This is a genomic window from Mycobacterium sp. (genome assembly GCF_965277065.1).
In the GTDB taxonomy this organism is placed as follows: Bacteria; Actinomycetota; Actinomycetes; order Mycobacteriales; family Mycobacteriaceae; genus Mycobacterium.
The window spans coordinates 1-16306 of record NZ_CBDIBT010000014.1 but is presented as its reverse complement, the minus strand read 5'-3'; the positions used below and the strand labels follow the sequence as shown (position 1 = coordinate 16306).

The window sequence follows — 16306 nt, the reverse complement described above, 5'->3', positions numbered from 1 at the left end:
ATCAGAGCTCCTGCAACCGTGCCCGAGCCTGCTCCAAATCCCCTACGTTCGCGATCCCCGTCAGCGACTCGGGATCGACGCGCGCCTGCTCGGCGAGGCTGCGCAGTGCGACCTGACCCTCCAGGTAAGCGACGTCAGCGCATGCCACGATGCGTTCGGCGATCTCATGGCCGGGCCGGTGCATCACCGCCGGTTCGAGCTGCACCCCGAGGATGCCGCCGTTGACCGCCACCCGCACCCACACCGACTGGTCGGCGGTTGAGGCGACGAAGGACTGTTCGTCGATCGGCGGTTCGGCGGGTGTGCTCACAGTGTGAGCCGCTCGGCGTTCGCCTCGTCGGTGTCGACGTAGTTGCGGGCGTGGCGGCGCAGGGCGTCGGCGGCCAGCCGGTGCCGGTTGTCGTGCTCGAGCAGCGCGGCCTCGCGCTCGGCCAGCACATCGGCCACCGCCGCTTTGACCTGATGCATGATCGGACCGTAGCTGTCCACAGCGGCCGCGATCTCAGCGCCCGCGGCCCGGGCTTCCGCGATCGCGTCGGCAACCTGGTCGTGGCCGTCGGCGACCTCATGCAAGACCGCAGCGCTGATCTGGATTGGTTCGCTCATCGGGGTGCCTTCCTACTGTCTGTCTTGACCGATTCTCGTCGGGATCGGGTGTCCTTGCTGACGGTTTGACCGCTAACCGGCCCCGGCGGGCGCGGGCGCGGGCTCGGGTGACGGCACGGAGGATGCAGCCGGGGCCGAGACGGCGCCCGGAGTTCCCAGCGCGGTCGGGTCGACCCAGCCGAGGAAATCGGGGCTGGAGGCCACCGCGGCCAGCGGCACCACCTGCCCGTCCTGATAGGCCTTTACCGCGCTCAGCGCCACCACGTAGTGGTCTTTGAACATGCCGACGGTCCCGCACGTCAGCGCCGACGGATCGACCGGGTTAGTGACCGGGGTGCCCGGCGGCGGCAACGCGATTCCCGCGTCCCGGTAGGCGGCGTCCACCGGTGTTCCGGCCAGGTTGGCTTTCACCGCCTGGGCCAACGCGGCGGTACGCGCCGTGGAACTCGAGCCGTCGGGCAGCGACACCAAGGTGGACGGAACGGGGCCAGATGCCGGACCGGCCGGTGGCGCACCGGCTCCCGGTGCGCTGTCCGGCTGCGCGGCGGGCTGCGGTTGGTCCGCCGCGCGCGAAGGGGTGTCGGGTTGTGGGTGTTGGCCACCGTCGACCGCGTCGTCCTTCTCGCCATGATCACGGTGATGTGAGGCGTCGTCGTTGTCGCGCTCGTGATCGTCACCGGCGGGCGTGGCTTGGCCGGCCAGCGGGGCGGCCGCGCCGGCCAGTCCGCTCAACCCGTCCAGTGGGCTCGACGCCAACCCGCCCAACGTGCCCGGCAACATCGACGCCAGCCCGCTCAGCGGATCCGCTCTCAGCCCATCGATCGGCTGGTCGCCCGTGGCGTCCGACAGGGGTGCGGGCATCGGATCGGCGGGACCCACGCCGGGATCGGCCGAGCTGGCAGCGGGCACCGGCTCCGGCGGGGTCACCGGCACCGAGGTGGTTGGATCCGGCGCTGCGGGCGCATCACCGTCAGCCGGCAGGTCGCCGCCCGCATCCGAGTGTTCGGCGGCGGCGTCCTGCCCGTACAACTGCGCCAAAGCCTGCGCGGCACTGGCCTGATCCTGAGCCGTCAGATCACCCGAATTCACCACATCGCCAATGTCTTTGACCTGGCCGCGCAGGAACCGCAGGAACGCCGCCTCTCCGGTCGGGGTGTCCAGCGTCAGCGCCGGGTCGTTGACCGCATCGACGATCTTGTGCTGGATCGCGCCCAGCCGCTGCTGGCCGTCGGCGTTGGTGGCGTGCGTGTTGAGCAGCACCTCCGACAACTTCCCCTCAGCGGCGCTGATCGTGCTGTACCGATCCTTCAGTTCGCCTTGTAGCTTTTTCACCGCATCGGCGGCCCGGCCGGACTGTTGTTCGTCGGTGGTTCCCGGCGCCGGTCCGGTGCCGGGTGTTCCGCTGCCGTATTGGTCCGCGCTGATCGGGGCGCCGCTCTTGTCGAAATAGGATTTCGCGCCGTCCGGCCCGAGCGTGTAGTAGTCGCCCGCGGCGTTCTTCGGGGTCAACAGTCCGGTGCTCGGGTCGGTATGTAACCCGTTGTCACCGAACGGGATTCCGGACTGCAGCGGCGCGATCTGCTGGCCGTGCGCATCCAGCGGCGCGTAGCTGCCGTCGGCCGCTTTGCGATAGGCCGACGGAGTGACTGGCGTGCTGTCGCTGCCCGGCGGGCACACCGTGCCGTCACCGTTCTGTCGGTAATTCTGCCCGGTCCCGGCATCGTGGTAAACGACCGTACCGTCGGCGGGCAGTCGGCTGCCGTCTCCGAACACCAAGTACCGGTCCTGATGGACGTCGTCAGTGCTGTAACGGATATTAGGGTCGCCGTATGCTTTTCGAGCCTCATCAAGCACCCGGCCCCAGTATGTGTCGGCCGAGCCGATGTAGAAATTCGCGTGCGGAGCCGCCCAGCCCTGGGTCCACCCCTGGGTGACCGAGTCGGGGCGCACTTCCCAATGCGTCGGCTCGCCAAATTGTTTCGGCCCGCTCACCGTGCTCCCGGGCCCTAGAAGTAGCCGCGGTCGAGGTGGTCTTCGATCTCCGGTGATGCGGCGAACACCGGTGGGTCCGCCGGCGGCCGGCCGGCGCCGAACACCTGCTGCGCACGCGACAACACTGCGAGTACGTGCGTCACTTGCCGCTTCACACCGACGTTCACACCCGCGTCCTTTCCTGGATCAGGAATTCAGCCTAATGCCGTCAGATAGGGCCGCCCTGCATCATTTTGGTGCCTCCAGCAGCGGAACCGGGCGGCGCGCCACATAGGACGACGGCATCGGCGCGATCCGCACCACGTCACCAGGCTGCGGCGCGTGCACGACCTGCGTCGGCGAGATCGCCAACTGGACATGCCCGGGCCCTCGGGCGTCGAAGCAGTCTCTGGGGAAGATCAAGTCGCCGGCCCGGACCTGCCCCGACGGCACCGCGACCCCGTCACGGATCTGTGCGTAGGTGTCAGCGCCCAGCTGGATCCCCGCCTGCCGCCACGCCCACCCCGTGAGCCCCGAACAATCAAAGCTGTTGGGTCCCTTTGCCCCCCACACGTACGGTCGACCCCGTTTGTCCAGGGCGGCACGGACCGCGACCTCGCCGGGGCCGCCCGGCACCGCGTCGGCGCGGCGATCGATGCGCGACACCAGTGCGGCGCGAGGCGGGTGGTGGCGCCGCGTAGGCATCCCGGTCAACCCCGACAGGCCAGACAGCAGCCCGCTGGCGCCCGGCATCCCGCCACCCAAACCCATTGGCATCGAGGGTGAACCGGCAGTGCCACCGCTGGCGCGGGCGTAGCCGAGCGACCGAAGCAGCGCCGCCAGCTGCGCATCACGGGCCCGATAGGCGACCACCACCTGATGCTGCTGGGCCACTCGAGCACGCAGCGCGGCGATCAACGCCTTCTGCCCCGCGGGGGTGCCCGACACCGGCGCAAGGCTGGCAGTGTCGGCGCCCGCTCCGGCGAGGACCGTCCCGGAAGCGGTCCGCCCCGTCCGATCGCCGAGCGCCGCGTGGTCCAGAGCCGCGCCCAAGCCATTATCCGCGCCGTTGAGACCATCCAGTGCCGACTCGGCATCGGCGGCGAAAACCCTGTAACGAGTTGACATGTCGCCGGTGAGACTCGACATCTGCTGAGCGGTGCCACGGACCGACTCCCGGGCCTCAGCCAGCCGCGACCCGGCGCCTGTCGCCGCCGACCCGCCCGACACCGACGGCTCACCGAACAACGCATGGGCGCGCCTCAGCACCTGCTCGACCTTCGCGACCAGCACATCCACCGTCACGCTTCAAGTATCGAGCAGCCCTAACGGTCAACCGCGCACAATATTCCAGGCCCGCAGCACTCCTTCCTGCTCCGTTCGACCCGAACCAAGCGCGCGCCGGCGAAAGGAAATGCGATGTCCGACTGCCGCCCGTTCGTAGCCCGGGCGTTATTGGCGACCTCTTAGCTTGACCTGTGTCGAATAATGCAGACTTTGCCGTCGGCCATCGGGTACGGATCTACCCGGGCAGCACTGATGAGCGAGCCGGGGTCATCGTCGAGGATTTCGGCGATGCGGGCGGTCACGCTGTCACTGTCTTCAACACTCGCATCGCCGAGGCCGCCCGACGCTGGGCCGTCAGTCTCGACGACGGGGGCCTCGTGTTCATCGACACGATCGACATGCGGCCCGTTTAGGCCGCCGCTCTGCAGCTATCCGCGACGGCCCGAGAATCGGCATTAGGTGTCCGCTGCGCCACAACGGCTTTACGCGAAGTGCGGCCCGGGCTCAGCCGCGATCCGACGACGGCGGGTCGATCCAGGGGTAGACCACGTCGACGTATTCGTCGCGCGACACCACCAGGGTGGGCGCGGGCGCGCAGAGGTCGATGTAGTTATGACCGGCCTCCCCGTCGTTGCTCAAGACTTCTAAGTCCAACTCGAGTTCGTGTGCTTTCGAAAGGTCGAGATGCCACACGATCTGGGTCGCATCGAGCTCGATATCGGCGGAACCCGACTCGATCTGGAAGATGTGCGTCACCCCGTCGTGGTCGAGTTGTGACGATCCGCTATTGATGGCCTCGACGACCGCAGCCCGAAGGGTATCCACCCCTGCCCCGTCCATGGTCAACAGCACCGCATCATCCCCGTAGTCAAACTTGTCGAGGAAATTCACCCGGGAAACACTCATCGCCGGTGTCGAGCGTCGCGGTAGGCGACCGCCCGGATCTGCGCGGCCGTGGCAGCATCCTGGCCAGCGTGCTCGGCGAGTAGCTGCCGCATCCCCGCCAGTTGAGCGCGCAGCGCCTTCAGTGCCGCCAAATCCCCTGCAGTGGTGCCGGATACCGCGGCGAACCGCTCGGGCACCGCAGCAGCATCGGCGCTCAAGCTCTGCGCGCGTGCCCGGCCGTGCTGGTGGCGGGCGGCCGCAGCGGTCAGTTGCGCGACCAGCTGCTCGTCGGCGGTCGCCGACGCAGTGACCTCGGCCGCGGACTTCTCGACCAGTTCGCGGTGCCCGGTCACCCCGGCGCCGCTGAGCTCATAGCTGCCCAACACGCGACGCGCATCGAGGGCTCCCCGCAGCTGATCGGCCGCAGCGGCAGCCGCCGACGCGTCCTGCGGCGCGGCGAACAATGACTCCGCGCGGCGCAGGACGGCCTGCACCCGCGCCGCGACATCGCCCATCATCAGTCCATTATCCGCGAAGAGTCGCGATCAACGCTTCGATACGTTGCTGATCGTCGGCGCTGATCGGCCTTTCACCTTCGACGGCGGTGACCACATCGGGGGCGGTCTGCATGGCTGCCGCCGACTCCTCGACCGAGAGATTGGCTTCCCGGCGTGCGGTGTACAGGCGCTGACCCAGGGTGGCATCGGCAGTGGCCGCCGCCTGAGTCATCAACGCGTCGTAACGATGACGAATCAGGGCCAAGGTCTTGATCACCGTCGACGCTCCCTGGCTGCTGCGTACCGCTTGCGCGGTGATCGATTCCAGCTGACGCAGGTCGGCCAGGACCGACCGGACCCGGGGAGTGAAGGTGGGTTCACCGACCGCTGGCAGCGCGTCGATCGCGCTGTTGACGGCACTCATCGCTACCGTAATCGCGCCGGCAACGGTCGGACTGTCGTCACGAGCAGAGTCTGCCGACCCGCTAAAGGAAGTGCTACCACCTGCACGCAGGCGTGCCAGCGATCCGGCGGGCCACTGCACCGCCTCCTCCAGCAGCGCCCGGGTGCGCTCGCGCGGCCACGCCCGACCCTTCTCGAACGCGATCAGCGCCGGCGCTGTGATGACCTTCATGGCGGCCAATTTCCGTTGAGACAGCCCTAATTCGCGCCGACGAACAGCGAACGCGGCACCGGCGCGGCTCATGCCGAGCGCAGCCGCCTCATCGCTCATCGGGTCAGCTTAACGGCCAAAAGTCCGCCCACCTGCGTTCGTGACCATACCGGTGTCGGCCACCGGCACGGCTCACTACGTGATTAAGTCACGGCTAACAGTTTATGCGCCGCGCTAAATTTAGCGATAGCGATGCTAAAGAATGAACGCTAAAGTAAGGATGTCTCGAAACTGCTCAGTCCCGAGGAGCGAAGGTGACCGTGATGCTCGATCAAGCGAACGTACTGACCAGCCCGCCCTGCCTGCAAGACCCCGATCGATGGTGCGCCGGCGGCGACGATCCCGAACTGAAGGCGCTCTGCCGCCAGTGCCCCCGGCGCTGGACGTGTGCCAACGAGGCCCTGCATACCCCGGGCGCCCATGGGATGTGGTCCGCAGTGGACATTCCCAAAGAGGGGCGGGGCCGCACCTTCGCGTTCCGTCAGCTGCGCTCGCTGGCCGCCCACGCCGGCTACACCAGCCAACCCGACATCTCTTGACCCACCGCAGCCGCAAGCTTCAGACTGCAACGGTTTTCGCGGCAGCCGCACCGGAGTGGGTCGAATGTGACTGCCACTGACACACCTCGGCGACAAGACGACTGCACCGCAGCGCGACCGATCCTCCCCCAACGCATCTCGCACCGTGCGGAAGCCGGCCCAGGCCGACACGACGCCACTGACCCGTCCGACGGGCCGGTACGCCGCCCCATTCTGCTGTGACGGTTGTGACTGGAGGTGCGGCGTGTCACCCGGGCAATCGGAGCGCTTTACGGCATCCTGTGATTTGGCGGATATCCGCCAAAGAGTGCCGGGCGGATATCCGCCGAACCGCTAGAGAGTCCGCCGAGTGAAAGGACCGCAGTCGGCCAACTACGTGCCGATCTGACCGAAACCCCCAACGCCAACTCCATACAACGCTGTGATCGCCCCCTAACGGCGAAACCCCCGGCCCGAAGGCCGAGGGTGGCCGGTTCGAGCTGGAACTCGAACCGAAGGGTGCTTCCGCGAAAATCCCCCCTCGAAGGGAATCGTCATGAAAGACGCATTCCACGGTAGCGCACGCCCTGCGCACGGTCTAGTAAGTGCCGACCGTGGTTCCACCGCCACCATCACCCGTCCCTACCGCGGTAGCTCCCGCACGGCTCGGCGCCGCGGGACGGCCCGCACCGCGCCGGTCTGGATTCGACGCGCCGGCGCCCACTGCATCGACCGGTTTCCGTCGATCGTTCTCGAGGTCGATGCCAACTGGGCCGCCATCCCCTGCTGGAGTGGCCGAGCGGCCCGCTGGGCCCACACCACCGTCACGACCGCCTACTCGGAGCGCTACGACACCCATGTGCGCCCGGTGATGCCGCACAACCCGATCAGCGTGAAAAGCCTTGTGGCCGTGGCTGAGGCACGTGCCTCGTTCGCCGATCACCGCACCGGGCGGAATTGCCGGCCCACCAACGGGCGTCTGGCGGACATGACCGGGCTATCGGTTCGCACCGTCCAGCGCGCCTCCACGGCCCTGCGCCTGCTGGGTGTGGCCACCGAGGTGATGCGTGGCCGGCAGCGCACCAAAGCGGAGCGGTTCGCCAGCTGGCGGGTTGGGGATAAAGGCCGCGGGTGGGCATCGGTGTGGGCGCTACACGACTGCCGGAGTCAACCGCTGTCACCCCATCCCGGAGGGTCAATCTTTGGATATAAATCCTCCAGTAAATCAGTTGTTACCACCCACAACCGTCGGAAAACCGCCGGTAGAAGCGCCGCTACGCGGCGAACAAGCCCGGAGAACCGGGCTGTCGCGCTGGCAAACAAGTGGGTCGCCGACCACCAAAGCCCAGCCTGGGCCCGTCGCTACCGCACCGGAACCCCATGGACGCGGATCCTGGCCGGGCCGGCACGGCACGGCTGGACTCCCCGCGACGTCAACACGCTGATCCGCGACTGGGTCGGTACCGGGCACTGGCTGCCCGAAGACCCACACAAGCCGATCGGGTTGCTCGGTGTGATGCTGGCCGCGCATGGAAACCTCGAGGATCGGCCCTCGGCCTACGACGTGGCCATCGAACACGAACAGCTCGCCGAGGCCCGGGCCCGCGTCGCGGCCCAGATCGCCGCGAGCGAGGAACACCAGCGGGCTCGCGAAGCCGGCCGTGCCGCACTGTCCGGGCCCGGGTACGCGGCGGCGCGAGAAGCGTTGCGCAACATCCGCGCCCGCGGAGATCGGCGGCGCCACGACACTCCTGGCTCGGACGGTGCGCGATGAGTCCCGCCCCTCCCCCACCGATGCCGGCGATGCTGGCCTGCCAACGCGACCCGGAGCACTGGTTCGAGCGCCACCACCGGAGGGACGCCCTGGCCGGCTGCCTGGCGTGCCCGGTGCGGGCCTGGTGTGCCCGAGAAGCGCTGTCCTGCAACGCCTCCTGGGGCATGTGGGCCGGGGTGTGGATCGACGGGGTTCACGACGACGCCGTGCCCCACCTACGGGCCATCGCGAAAGGCGATGCGGCACAGCCTGATCACCGCGCATCAGCCGTCGACGCCACTGTCACTTCTCCTCCGCCGCCGACCCTACTGCTCAGTCCGTCCACGGCACCTCCGGTGCGTTCAGTGGCCGCGGCGCTGCTGGCCCGCAGCAGCGGCCACTGCGAGGTGCTCGCCGAGGGCTGCCGCTACAGCTTCGACCGCACAGTAAGCCGTCGGCCTGCCGGTGCTCCCCTTGAAAGCGCCTCTCCCGCCGAGCTATTCGCGGCATGCGGACATTGTGCGCAGCTGGTGGCACATCTCCAGCCGAGGCTGGCAACCCGGTCGGGCTATGTGCTGCCGCCGGGGCGCGATCCTGCGGCAGTGCCGTTCCGTTGGCGAGGAACGCGATGGGTGCTACTCGGGCGCGACGGATGGCTCGCCGAGATCCGCGACGATGCCCAAATCGCCTGAGCCAATTAACCGCGGTTAATCACCCGCGAGCGTCCACGTCGCGACAGCGCCTCGTCGACCAGAGCGGACGCAAAGTCCTGTGCAGTCAACAACACGTCGTCGCGCTTGGCTTCTAGCCAGGCGTCGCGCAACCGCTGCGCGGTCGTTGGTTGCAGCCGCAAGGTGCGCGGAGCCTCGGCGATCGGTGCCGGCGCGGGCGCAACGGGGGGCGGAAGCGTAGTTATCGTTGCCGGGGCGGGTTCCGTCACTGTGACGGCCGTGATTGCTGGGGCGGCCGGCGCGGGTGCGGTGGGTTCGATGCGCTCCGGGATGCGGCGGGTCTGTGCGCCGGCGGTCGACAACATGGCGGCCACAGCGGCGGCGGTGTCTTTCTTAGGCATGATGCTTTCCTCGATTCCGTCGGCCCTCATCGACGAGGGTCATGACCTCAACAGTGAAATTGGCGTACGCCTGTGACAGATCCGGGTCGGCTTCCGGATCGCCGAGCACCATCAGATTGCTGACCATTCGTTCGGCGGCGGTGCGCTTAGGAATGATCGTGTCGAAGATCGGCAGACCGTCGCCGCGCAACGCGTGCAGCGTCTCGCGACTGACCAACGTCTGGGACTCGTACTTGGTGAGCAGCACACCCAGGAAGGTGGCCGACAGCACCTGATGCTGGCGCAGTGTCGACGACCACTCGAGGAACATGTTGACGCCCCGCCTCCCCCACTTGCTGGCGTCGGTCGGCACGATAAACCAGTCCGCGGCGTTGAGTGCGGTGATGACCAGTTGACCCAGATTGGGTGACAGGTCGAGGACGATCGCGTCGTAATCCTGATAGACCGGCGCGAGCGCCATGGCCAGGCGCTCTTCGCGGCGATGCAAGGTCACCAACTCCATGTCGAGCTTGGCCACCGCCAGGGTGGAGCCCACCATGTCCAGGTTCTCCATCCGCGTCTTGCGGATCACCTGATCGATCGGGGCGCTGTCGGCGATCAGATCGTAGATGTCGAACTCGACGTCGTCGTCCGGGTCGAACATCGAAGTGGAGTTACCCTGCGGATCGCAATCCACGAGCAAGATGCGCCACCCGCCCTGCGCCATGCCGGCGGCCAAGTTCACCGCGGTGAACGACTTCCCCACCCCGCCCTTGTGGTTGGCGATGGCGATGATTTCAGCTTTCACAACAGTCACTTCCTTCACGTCGGTCACAGTTATTAGAGCAGGGTGATCCGGTGTTTCGGTGGCGCGGCGACGGTGTGTCGGGGTGATGTGATGACGCGGTGACCTCGCGATCGTGCGATGCCGCGACCCGTTGATGCAGCGACACTGCGACGCGGTCACCCAGTCAGGGCGCGATCGGATCACCGCGTCGCGTCGTGTCTCGGCGACCGAGTGATTGGATTTTCCGGTCATCGGGTTGCCGTGTGATCCTGTGGCGCCGCGATCGGGTGACGAGATCTTCGTGCAACAGGGTGATGTGGTGATCGGCTGACGCGGTGAGGCGGCGATCCGATCGCACCAACACCCGGAGACCCCGTCACGCGATCGCGGTGTGATCCTGTGATAGGCAGATCCCGTGATGGCATGACTGGATCGCCGAGTGAGCGGATGACGTGGTGACTGCATCATCGCGCGATGCGGTGTTTCCGCGACTGAGTGATTCGGCAACACGCTCGCTGAATCACCCCGTGACGCGGTGATTTCGGCGAACCTGTCACGGCGCTCGAGCCGCCGGTCACGGTGGTCCGGTGATCAAATCACCCGGTGATTGTGTGATTCGGCTCGTCCATGAGGCTGGTTCCGGAATGTGCAGATGTCGCGGCATCACTGTGACGAAACAGGCCAGGGCGGTGGGTCAGGCCGTCACCATCGAGCATGGCCGAGATCCGGCGGCCGAATCGCGGATCCACACATGGAGAACGCGGGGTGGTTACGGGGCTACGCAATACCATCAACTCCACGGCAATGTGTGGCGAAGGCCGGGGGAGGCGAGGTAGTCCGGTGACGGCAATATTCCGCGGTGCGACGCTGGTGGTGTGGTTTCACCTGAACGGAGACGACACTGCGACATTCGAGGGTCAAGATCTCGGTGGCTACCCAGGAACCTCGGAATACGAATACTGGCTCAAGGTCGACCAGCAGGCCCTGCGACGCGCCTTGAACCTCGGTTCTGACGACGACCTCACCGCAGCAGTCCAAGCTCGCGGAGAGGAGATCGTGCGGACCGGGGAGTCCACCTGGCTCACGAATCATGGGATCGCCTGCGACTTCCACAGCCGCAATGGATTGACCGCTTGCTCGTCGGACCCGTTGACGCGCGGGGCTAGGAGTCGATTAACCGCGGTTAATTCCGGTGGAGCAGGCCGCGTCGGGCGGCCATTGCGTAGGTGTCCGAACGCGCGGGAGGGCCGAAATTAACCGCGGTTAATTCACTTGCAGAGGCGGTCTGTGGACATAGAACGGTCGGATGGTGGCACGCCACCCACGACGAGACCGACTAGTCGTGCGGCCCGGCGGCCAGCCCAAGCGAGCGATGCAGTGTGGGAGCATCATCGTCCGAATGCCCACGCCACCATCAGCGGTAGCTCCGCTTGCCAGAAGGCATCACCGTGAGCGTCGACCAGCTCGCTCATGACGACGCCCGCTTCCGCACCGCACTGCGCAACCGCCCATCGAGCCGCAATTCTCATACAAGAATGGCCCCGGCGTGCCGGCAACGACGTACAGGTGGGGGAGTGCAGCGGCATCAGCGCGGGCGGTTTATACCCCGCGCCCGTTGGGGCGCAGAAGTCCGCGCCCCAGACGTTGGCATGGCGAAGACCGAGAGCGAGCGCCAGTTCTCCGCATGCCGAAACTCCACAGACGACCGGGCGTCCGCCGCCATAGCCGAGTGTCGCGGTGACGAACCGCACCGTGACTAAGGGCTCGATACTCGGGTCCTCCGGCGCGGCTTTGGTCAGTCGTTCATGTCACGATGCGACGCCATGGGCGGCCTTCGAACCCAGCGCTGCGAACTGGCTGCGCAGGGTGTCTGCCCGCGCCAAGACCGTATGCACCGAGGAGGGGCGGCTGCTGTCGAGGCTCAACACTTCTGGCGCCGTTCGTAAATCAGCCGTCGCTAGGCCCAAGATCACCATGGTGGCTGAGTTGAAGTCGTCGTCGCGCGCATCGATCGTCAACTCATCGACCCACTCCCGCTCCGGGAGTCCGTAGCGGTCGGCCTGAGCGACTACATCGGCGATGACGGCCGCTAGTTCGTCGTGGCGCCCACTGAGCCACTCCTGCATATCTGGGGTTCGTCGGGCCCGTTCGCGCTCTGCGCGCCGGGCATCACGAGTGATCTTTTCGTCGGGACAGTCGAATTGCAGCAGGGCTTCCAGTCGGTCGATGCGATCGAGGACGCCCTGTTTGCCGACGCCCACTTGAGCGCCCAGTTGGGCGAGGAATACCCCCCGATCGCGGCCGGCTTTCAGGAAGTGCAGCTCGCGGCGGCGGTCCTCCCACCACAGCCAGTTATTGAGCGTCAAGGCGTCGCATACGTCGGCTTGAAGTACCCACAATGGAATCGGGGGTCGGCTGTATTTCCGCAGGTAGTCGAGTACTTCTCGGGGATCAGAGTCCGCTGAATCAGGCAGTTTCTCCCGGTGGCGGTCGTCGACTTTTGCCCGGCGGCGTGCGATCCTATCGATGGCCGAAGCGAGTTCAGATTGATGCACCTTCGGTCGGGTGGCCACCCCATCAGTATTTCACGGACACATAGCGGACGCTTACTGCGACACTTCCCGTTCCAATCGACGGCTACAGATCGGCATCAATGATCCGGGTCGCCACCCGGGCGCACCCTGTGCCGATTAACCGCGGTTGATTGACCCGCTGCGAGCACGAGCGCGGACTTGGGAACTGGTTCGATCGTTCGAGGCATCCGGTTGCCGCCCGCAGAGCGGTTTGCGCGTGTCGAAGCGACAGCCCTAGCCGGCCCATCGTAAACTGCGGACGTCTCATCCGAAGTACCCCGCCGTGCGGGGGAAGCATACGGAAGGCCATTCGATTGGCTGTTCATGTCGTTCTCAATCAGAAGGGCGGCGTCGGTAAGAGCACGATCGCGGTCAACTTGGCTGCCGTCACCGCCGACGTCCTCAACCGCGATGACGACCCGGAGGCGAGTTCGCCGGTCGCTGCGGTCTCGATAGACCCGCAGGGATCAGCCGTCTGGTGGGCCGCCCGCATCCACGACCTTCCGTTCCACATCGTGCAAGCCCACGACGACCTCGACGGCCTCAAACGGCTCGGCGAGCTTCCTGGCATCGCTCATGTCTACGTCGACACCCCGGGGTGGATCGACCTTCAGGCCAACGACGACACCTCCGATCCGTTGGGCCGCGGCCCGGCCGCCGACGCCTTGCGGGTCGTGCTGGACATCGCCGACCGCATTATCGTCCCGATCGAGACCGAGCCGCTGAGCTTCGACCCGACCGCGCGCACCATCACCAAAGTGATTCAGCCCCGAGGCATCCCGTACACCGTGGTGATCAACAACTGGGATCCCCGCGACGGCATTCATGACCTCAACGAGACCAAGGAGTTCGTCAAAGCCAACGGATGGCCCTTGGCGCGCACCGTGATTCGGCATTACAAGCTGCACGCGCGAGCCAGCGCCGACGGTCAGGTGGTCACTGAATACCCGGTCAACCGGGTGGCACTGCAAGCGCGGGAGGACTTCTATAAGTTCGCCCTCGAGCTCAACGTCGGAGGTGCACGCTGATGGCCCGCGGACAGCGCACCAACCTGGCCAGCCTGGCCAACTCGGTGGGGGATAACTCCCTGGTCGACCAGGCCGCCATGATGCCAAGCCATAGCGCGCCATTGACCGATCTGACGGCCAACCCGCGCAACCCTCGCGATGATCTTGGCGACCTCGCCGACCTGGCGTCGATTGCCGACATGCAACTGCAGCCGGCGGTCGTCGTCACCAAGAGCGCCTATCTGAAGCTCTATCCGCACGACACCATCGAGACCCGGTTCGTGGTCGTCAACGGGTGCCGCCGGCTGGCCGCCGCCCACAAATACGGCCGCACCGACCTCGCGATCGTCGTCAACGACGAGATCGCCCGAGACCGAATCACGCTGATCTCGGCCGCCATCGCGGAAAACGTCGATCGCAAGGACTTCGACGTCATCGAAGAGGCCAAAGCGGTTGAGACGCTTACCCAGGAGTGCGGGAGCGCGCAAGAGGCGGCCACCAGGCTGCGCAAGACCCCAGCATGGGTGTCGCAGCGCCGAGCTCTGCTGGAGTTGGCGCCACAACTGCAAACCGCGCTGCGCCGAGGCGAATTGGCGATCCGGGAAGCCCGCAACCTGGCGCGGGTGCCTCTCGAACAACAAGTCGCGCGCTGGCAGGCCGCCCAGCAGAAGAAGGACGACGCGGCCAATGGCGCTCCATCTGAGCCGCGCCCACCCAGCCCAACCAGAATCTTCGTAAAAGCATTGAACGAGTTCCCTTCTCGGCCGCAACTTCTCGCGGACGCGCTCCGCACTCAGTTGGGGCCGGACGGCGTGAAGACCTTGCTGGCGGTACTGACCGAGTAACCCGCCAGGGTCTAGGTAATCACCCACCCTGCGTCACGTGACGAAACTGGCCGCGTGAGACGTATCGGGCCGAATGCACTGCTGCGCAGCGGTATTGACCGCTACAGCTGATCGGCTAGCTCGCCCAGATTGCCCGGCGTCATGAATTGCGCCAGCGCGTCCAGGTAGTTGCGTGCCACCGCACGGTATTTGTCGGCTGCCGCGCTGGTCGAGCTGTCGGCGTCCAGCAGATCCTGCTGGGCGGCGATCAGCAGCCGGTTGGCCTCGGTGAGCGAAACCAGTTGTGCGCGAAGCCCATCGATGTCTGCGCTCGGCGGTGGGGGAGTGGCCCCAGGGGGTGGCGCGAGTTCGTCGGCGTAGACGTACCACCGCAGACGTTCCGGTCGCGGCATGGCACCGCCGCGGATCTCGCCGGCGGAGATGGCCCGGATGACGGTGCGCGGGTCCTTACCCAGCCGCTTCGCCGCTTCTGACAACGACACGACAGGACCGCCCGGTGTGGTCTCCACACCTGGCGGCGGCTGCTTGGGTTGCGTCATCGTCGGGTCATTCGGGCCGCCCGCTCACCTCACTCCGGTACCAACATCATGTCGTTAGTTAGGGACATATTAACGACACGGCAGCTGATTGCGAAGCGGATGCTGCTATTTAAGGGCATCAATGTCGTAAACTTGCGACATCATGATGAGGTGGTAGGAACACCCGCCGAGCGCCGGAGGACGACGTGAGCAACAGCGAGCAGCGCAGGCTGACAGGCAAGGTGTTGGTGCGTTTCACCGAAGAGGACCTGCAGGCCCTGCAAGATGAGGCCGACCGCCTCGGTACGAGCCTGCCGGCGCTGATGCGTGATATCAGCTTGCGGACCTTGGTCGCTCAGGCCTCGTAGTTCACCTCGCGTGGGTTGTTGTTGAAACTGTTGTGACATCGCCCCATCCGCCGTCGCGCCTGGGCACGGCCGCCGGCCAGGCCTGTCAGGGTCGTCCGAACGGATTATTCTGCACATCCCGGCGCGGGATCATCCGGCGAGGGCATCCGCGCCGGCCAGGATCCGGCCCACCGTCTGATGGTGAATCGCCAACCGACGCCCAATCGTGCTGCGCGGGGTGCCGGCAGCATGTTCGGCTAGGACGGTAGCCACCACCTCCGGGTCCTTCGACGTCACACCGCTCCGGATCAGTTCCTCAGCAGTGGTCTTCCACGGTGCTACCAGCCGCTGGGGTTCCGGCGACGCCCTCAGCCCCAGAGCCGGCGACTGACCGGCTAATCCGGACGTGACCGGCGACGGCGCCGATGGGGACGCCACCGCAGCGGCAGTAGCGGGCGTTTTCCGGGGGTCCGCCTTTGCCTTGATGCTGCTCGGCGTTCTTCGCGATGTCCGCGCTGGAGACATCGACAACAACGCCACCGTCGAGTTCGCAATCGAGGCATCGATGGCCACTGGCCACAACCACGCCCGGTCCGGCGGTATGCCGACCGCGACGGCCAGATCGCGCAGCGCGTCGAACGACAGGACGAAGGCGCACCCGGCCAGCGCGAGCGTCATCAGCAGTGCGCACCAGTAGGGCACTCCCACTCGGCGTGCCCGGACCAGCAGCGCTACCGAATGTGTAGAACCCAGCAAGACGGCGGGAGGCACCACCGCCGCCGCGGCCGCCAGCGGCACTCGGCCGGTCGGCGCGGTCAGCACCGCATGTGCGACGTTGCCGGCCACCGATACCCCCGGTCGCCGCGATCAGCCAGGCCCAAAAAAAGCGTGTCGCACCAACGGGTTTCGCCGTCTCAGATGCTCTCGCATCGACGACCATGTGTTCCCTTCAGCAAGCCGGACGTAGCGGGCACGTTGGTGTGCAAAG

At 66.5% G+C, this 16306-nt stretch carries 20 protein-coding genes; 7 read left to right on the top strand and 13 right to left on the bottom strand.

From position 1 onward, the window contains the following. Window position 1: 1 nt before the first annotated feature. From ACQY5A_RS02815 to ACQY5A_RS02795, 5 genes are all read right to left on the bottom strand, one after another. Window positions 2-310, bottom strand: coding sequence for a DUF2694 family protein (locus tag ACQY5A_RS02815; RefSeq protein WP_428338860.1), 309 nt, complete (start codon window positions 308-310; stop codon window positions 2-4). After that, a complete protein-coding gene (locus ACQY5A_RS02810; RefSeq protein WP_428338859.1) occupies window positions 307-606 on the bottom strand; it encodes a type VII secretion target in 300 nt (99 codons plus the stop codon). The genes ACQY5A_RS02815 and ACQY5A_RS02810 overlap by 4 nt, the downstream gene beginning before the upstream one ends. A gap of 72 nt (window positions 607-678) precedes the next feature. Next, window positions 679-2598 (bottom strand): DUF4226 domain-containing protein, encoded by a 1920-nt coding sequence (locus ACQY5A_RS02805; RefSeq protein ID WP_428338858.1) that lies wholly within the window; start codon window positions 2596-2598, stop codon window positions 679-681. 14 nt (window positions 2599-2612) lie between these two features. Beyond that, complete coding sequence (locus ACQY5A_RS02800) at window positions 2613-2765, bottom strand: hypothetical protein (protein WP_428338857.1); 153 nt, start codon at window positions 2763-2765, stop codon at window positions 2613-2615. A 61-nt stretch (window positions 2766-2826) separates the two neighbouring features. Next, the gene (locus tag ACQY5A_RS02795) at window positions 2827-3882 is read right to left on the bottom strand and encodes a C40 family peptidase (protein WP_428338856.1); all 1056 of its coding nucleotides are present in this window, start codon (window positions 3880-3882) and stop codon (window positions 2827-2829) included. A gap of 173 nt (window positions 3883-4055) precedes the next feature. Here ACQY5A_RS02795 and ACQY5A_RS02790 point away from each other — a divergent pair, with 173 nt between their 5' ends. After that, complete coding sequence (locus ACQY5A_RS02790; protein WP_428338855.1) at window positions 4056-4277, top strand: hypothetical protein; 222 nt, start codon at window positions 4056-4058, stop codon at window positions 4275-4277. A 91-nt stretch (window positions 4278-4368) separates the two neighbouring features. On the opposite strand, the gene ACQY5A_RS02785 is transcribed toward ACQY5A_RS02790, so the two are convergent. Genes ACQY5A_RS02785 through ACQY5A_RS02775 form a run of 3 tightly spaced genes read right to left on the bottom strand, consistent with a single transcriptional unit; the run spans window position 4369 to window position 5979 of the window. Beyond that, complete coding sequence (locus ACQY5A_RS02785) at window positions 4369-4770, bottom strand: hypothetical protein (RefSeq protein ID WP_428338854.1); 402 nt, start codon at window positions 4768-4770, stop codon at window positions 4369-4371. Continuing rightward, the gene (locus ACQY5A_RS02780) at window positions 4767-5267 is read right to left on the bottom strand and encodes a hypothetical protein (protein WP_428338853.1); all 501 of its coding nucleotides are present in this window, start codon (window positions 5265-5267) and stop codon (window positions 4767-4769) included. Before ACQY5A_RS02780 ends, ACQY5A_RS02785 begins: the two co-directional genes overlap by 4 nt. A 7-nt stretch (window positions 5268-5274) precedes the next feature. Then, window positions 5275-5979: an XRE family transcriptional regulator gene (locus ACQY5A_RS02775; RefSeq protein WP_428338852.1), complete on the bottom strand. Its 705-nt coding sequence runs from the start codon at window positions 5977-5979 to the stop codon at window positions 5275-5277. 203 nt (window positions 5980-6182) lie between these two features. Here ACQY5A_RS02775 and ACQY5A_RS02770 point away from each other — a divergent pair, with 203 nt between their 5' ends. The 3 genes from ACQY5A_RS02770 (at window position 6183) to ACQY5A_RS02760 (ending at window position 8882) form a co-directional block, all read left to right on the top strand. Further along, the gene (locus ACQY5A_RS02770; RefSeq protein WP_428338851.1) at window positions 6183-6458 is read left to right on the top strand and encodes a WhiB family transcriptional regulator; all 276 of its coding nucleotides are present in this window, start codon (window positions 6183-6185) and stop codon (window positions 6456-6458) included. Between the two features lie 535 nt (window positions 6459-6993). Then, window positions 6994-8211: a helix-turn-helix domain-containing protein gene (locus ACQY5A_RS02765; RefSeq protein WP_428338850.1), complete on the top strand. Its 1218-nt coding sequence runs from the start codon at window positions 6994-6996 to the stop codon at window positions 8209-8211. Further along, window positions 8208-8882 carry a WhiB family transcriptional regulator gene (locus tag ACQY5A_RS02760; RefSeq protein ID WP_428338849.1) on the top strand — a complete coding sequence of 225 codons (675 nt, stop codon included), beginning with the start codon at window positions 8208-8210 and terminating at the stop codon, window positions 8880-8882. The genes ACQY5A_RS02765 and ACQY5A_RS02760 overlap by 4 nt, the downstream gene beginning before the upstream one ends. Before the next feature lie 5 nt (window positions 8883-8887). On the opposite strand, the gene ACQY5A_RS02755 is transcribed toward ACQY5A_RS02760, so the two are convergent. The 3 genes from ACQY5A_RS02755 to ACQY5A_RS02745 form a co-directional block, all read right to left on the bottom strand. Further along, window positions 8888-9262: a hypothetical protein gene (locus ACQY5A_RS02755; RefSeq protein ID WP_428338848.1), complete on the bottom strand. Its 375-nt coding sequence runs from the start codon at window positions 9260-9262 to the stop codon at window positions 8888-8890. Further along, window positions 9255-10049 carry a ParA family protein gene (locus ACQY5A_RS02750; RefSeq protein ID WP_428338847.1) on the bottom strand — a complete coding sequence of 265 codons (795 nt, stop codon included), beginning with the start codon at window positions 10047-10049 and terminating at the stop codon, window positions 9255-9257. The genes ACQY5A_RS02755 and ACQY5A_RS02750 overlap by 8 nt, the downstream gene beginning before the upstream one ends. A gap of 1787 nt (window positions 10050-11836) precedes the next feature. After that, window positions 11837-12601 (bottom strand): hypothetical protein, encoded by a 765-nt coding sequence (locus ACQY5A_RS02745; RefSeq protein ID WP_428338845.1) that lies wholly within the window; start codon window positions 12599-12601, stop codon window positions 11837-11839. A 314-nt stretch (window positions 12602-12915) separates the two neighbouring features. Here ACQY5A_RS02745 and ACQY5A_RS02740 point away from each other — a divergent pair, with 314 nt between their 5' ends. Together ACQY5A_RS02740 and ACQY5A_RS02735 are read left to right on the top strand one after the other, a co-directional pair. After that, on the top strand, window positions 12916-13629 hold the full coding sequence (locus tag ACQY5A_RS02740) for a ParA family protein (protein ID WP_428338843.1): 714 nt from the start codon (window positions 12916-12918) through the stop codon (window positions 13627-13629). Beyond that, complete coding sequence (locus tag ACQY5A_RS02735; RefSeq protein WP_428338842.1) at window positions 13629-14453, top strand: ParB/RepB/Spo0J family partition protein; 825 nt, start codon at window positions 13629-13631, stop codon at window positions 14451-14453. The genes ACQY5A_RS02740 and ACQY5A_RS02735 overlap by 1 nt, the downstream gene beginning before the upstream one ends. A gap of 101 nt (window positions 14454-14554) precedes the next feature. Here ACQY5A_RS02735 and ACQY5A_RS02730 read toward each other — a convergent pair whose 3' ends face one another. Then, window positions 14555-14992, bottom strand: a complete 438-nt coding sequence (locus tag ACQY5A_RS02730; protein ID WP_428338841.1) for a hypothetical protein — start codon at window positions 14990-14992, stop codon at window positions 14555-14557. A 185-nt stretch (window positions 14993-15177) separates the two neighbouring features. Here ACQY5A_RS02730 and ACQY5A_RS02725 point away from each other — a divergent pair, with 185 nt between their 5' ends. Continuing rightward, window positions 15178-15339 (top strand): hypothetical protein, encoded by a 162-nt coding sequence (locus tag ACQY5A_RS02725; RefSeq protein ID WP_428338840.1) that lies wholly within the window; start codon window positions 15178-15180, stop codon window positions 15337-15339. Window positions 15340-15468: 129 nt separating this feature from the next. On the opposite strand, the gene ACQY5A_RS02720 is transcribed toward ACQY5A_RS02725, so the two are convergent. Next, the gene (locus tag ACQY5A_RS02720) at window positions 15469-16164 is read right to left on the bottom strand and encodes a DUF2637 domain-containing protein (RefSeq protein ID WP_428338839.1); all 696 of its coding nucleotides are present in this window, start codon (window positions 16162-16164) and stop codon (window positions 15469-15471) included. Window positions 16165-16306 lie beyond the last annotated feature (142 nt).

Excerpts from the sequence above, each read along its gene's own strand:
- ACQY5A_RS02810 (WP_428338859.1), bottom strand. The coding sequence starts at position 606 with ATGAGCGAACCAATCCAGATCAGCGCTGCGGTCTTGCATGAGGTCGCC.
- ACQY5A_RS02785 (WP_428338854.1), bottom strand. The coding sequence starts at position 4,770 with ATGAGTGTTTCCCGGGTGAATTTCCTCGACAAGTTTGACTACGGGGAT.
- ACQY5A_RS02780 (WP_428338853.1), bottom strand. The coding sequence starts at position 5,267 with ATGATGGGCGATGTCGCGGCGCGGGTGCAGGCCGTCCTGCGCCGCGCG.
- ACQY5A_RS02775 (WP_428338852.1), bottom strand. The coding sequence starts at position 5,979 with ATGAGCGATGAGGCGGCTGCGCTCGGCATGAGCCGCGCCGGTGCCGCG.
- ACQY5A_RS02770 (WP_428338851.1), top strand. The coding sequence starts at position 6,183 with ATGCTCGATCAAGCGAACGTACTGACCAGCCCGCCCTGCCTGCAAGAC.
- ACQY5A_RS02765 (WP_428338850.1), top strand. The coding sequence starts at position 6,994 with ATGAAAGACGCATTCCACGGTAGCGCACGCCCTGCGCACGGTCTAGTA.
- ACQY5A_RS02760 (WP_428338849.1), top strand. The coding sequence starts at position 8,208 with ATGAGTCCCGCCCCTCCCCCACCGATGCCGGCGATGCTGGCCTGCCAA.
- ACQY5A_RS02755 (WP_428338848.1), bottom strand. The coding sequence starts at position 9,262 with ATGCCTAAGAAAGACACCGCCGCCGCTGTGGCCGCCATGTTGTCGACC.
- ACQY5A_RS02735 (WP_428338842.1), top strand. The coding sequence starts at position 13,629 with ATGGCCCGCGGACAGCGCACCAACCTGGCCAGCCTGGCCAACTCGGTG.
- ACQY5A_RS02730 (WP_428338841.1), bottom strand. The coding sequence starts at position 14,992 with ATGACGCAACCCAAGCAGCCGCCGCCAGGTGTGGAGACCACACCGGGC.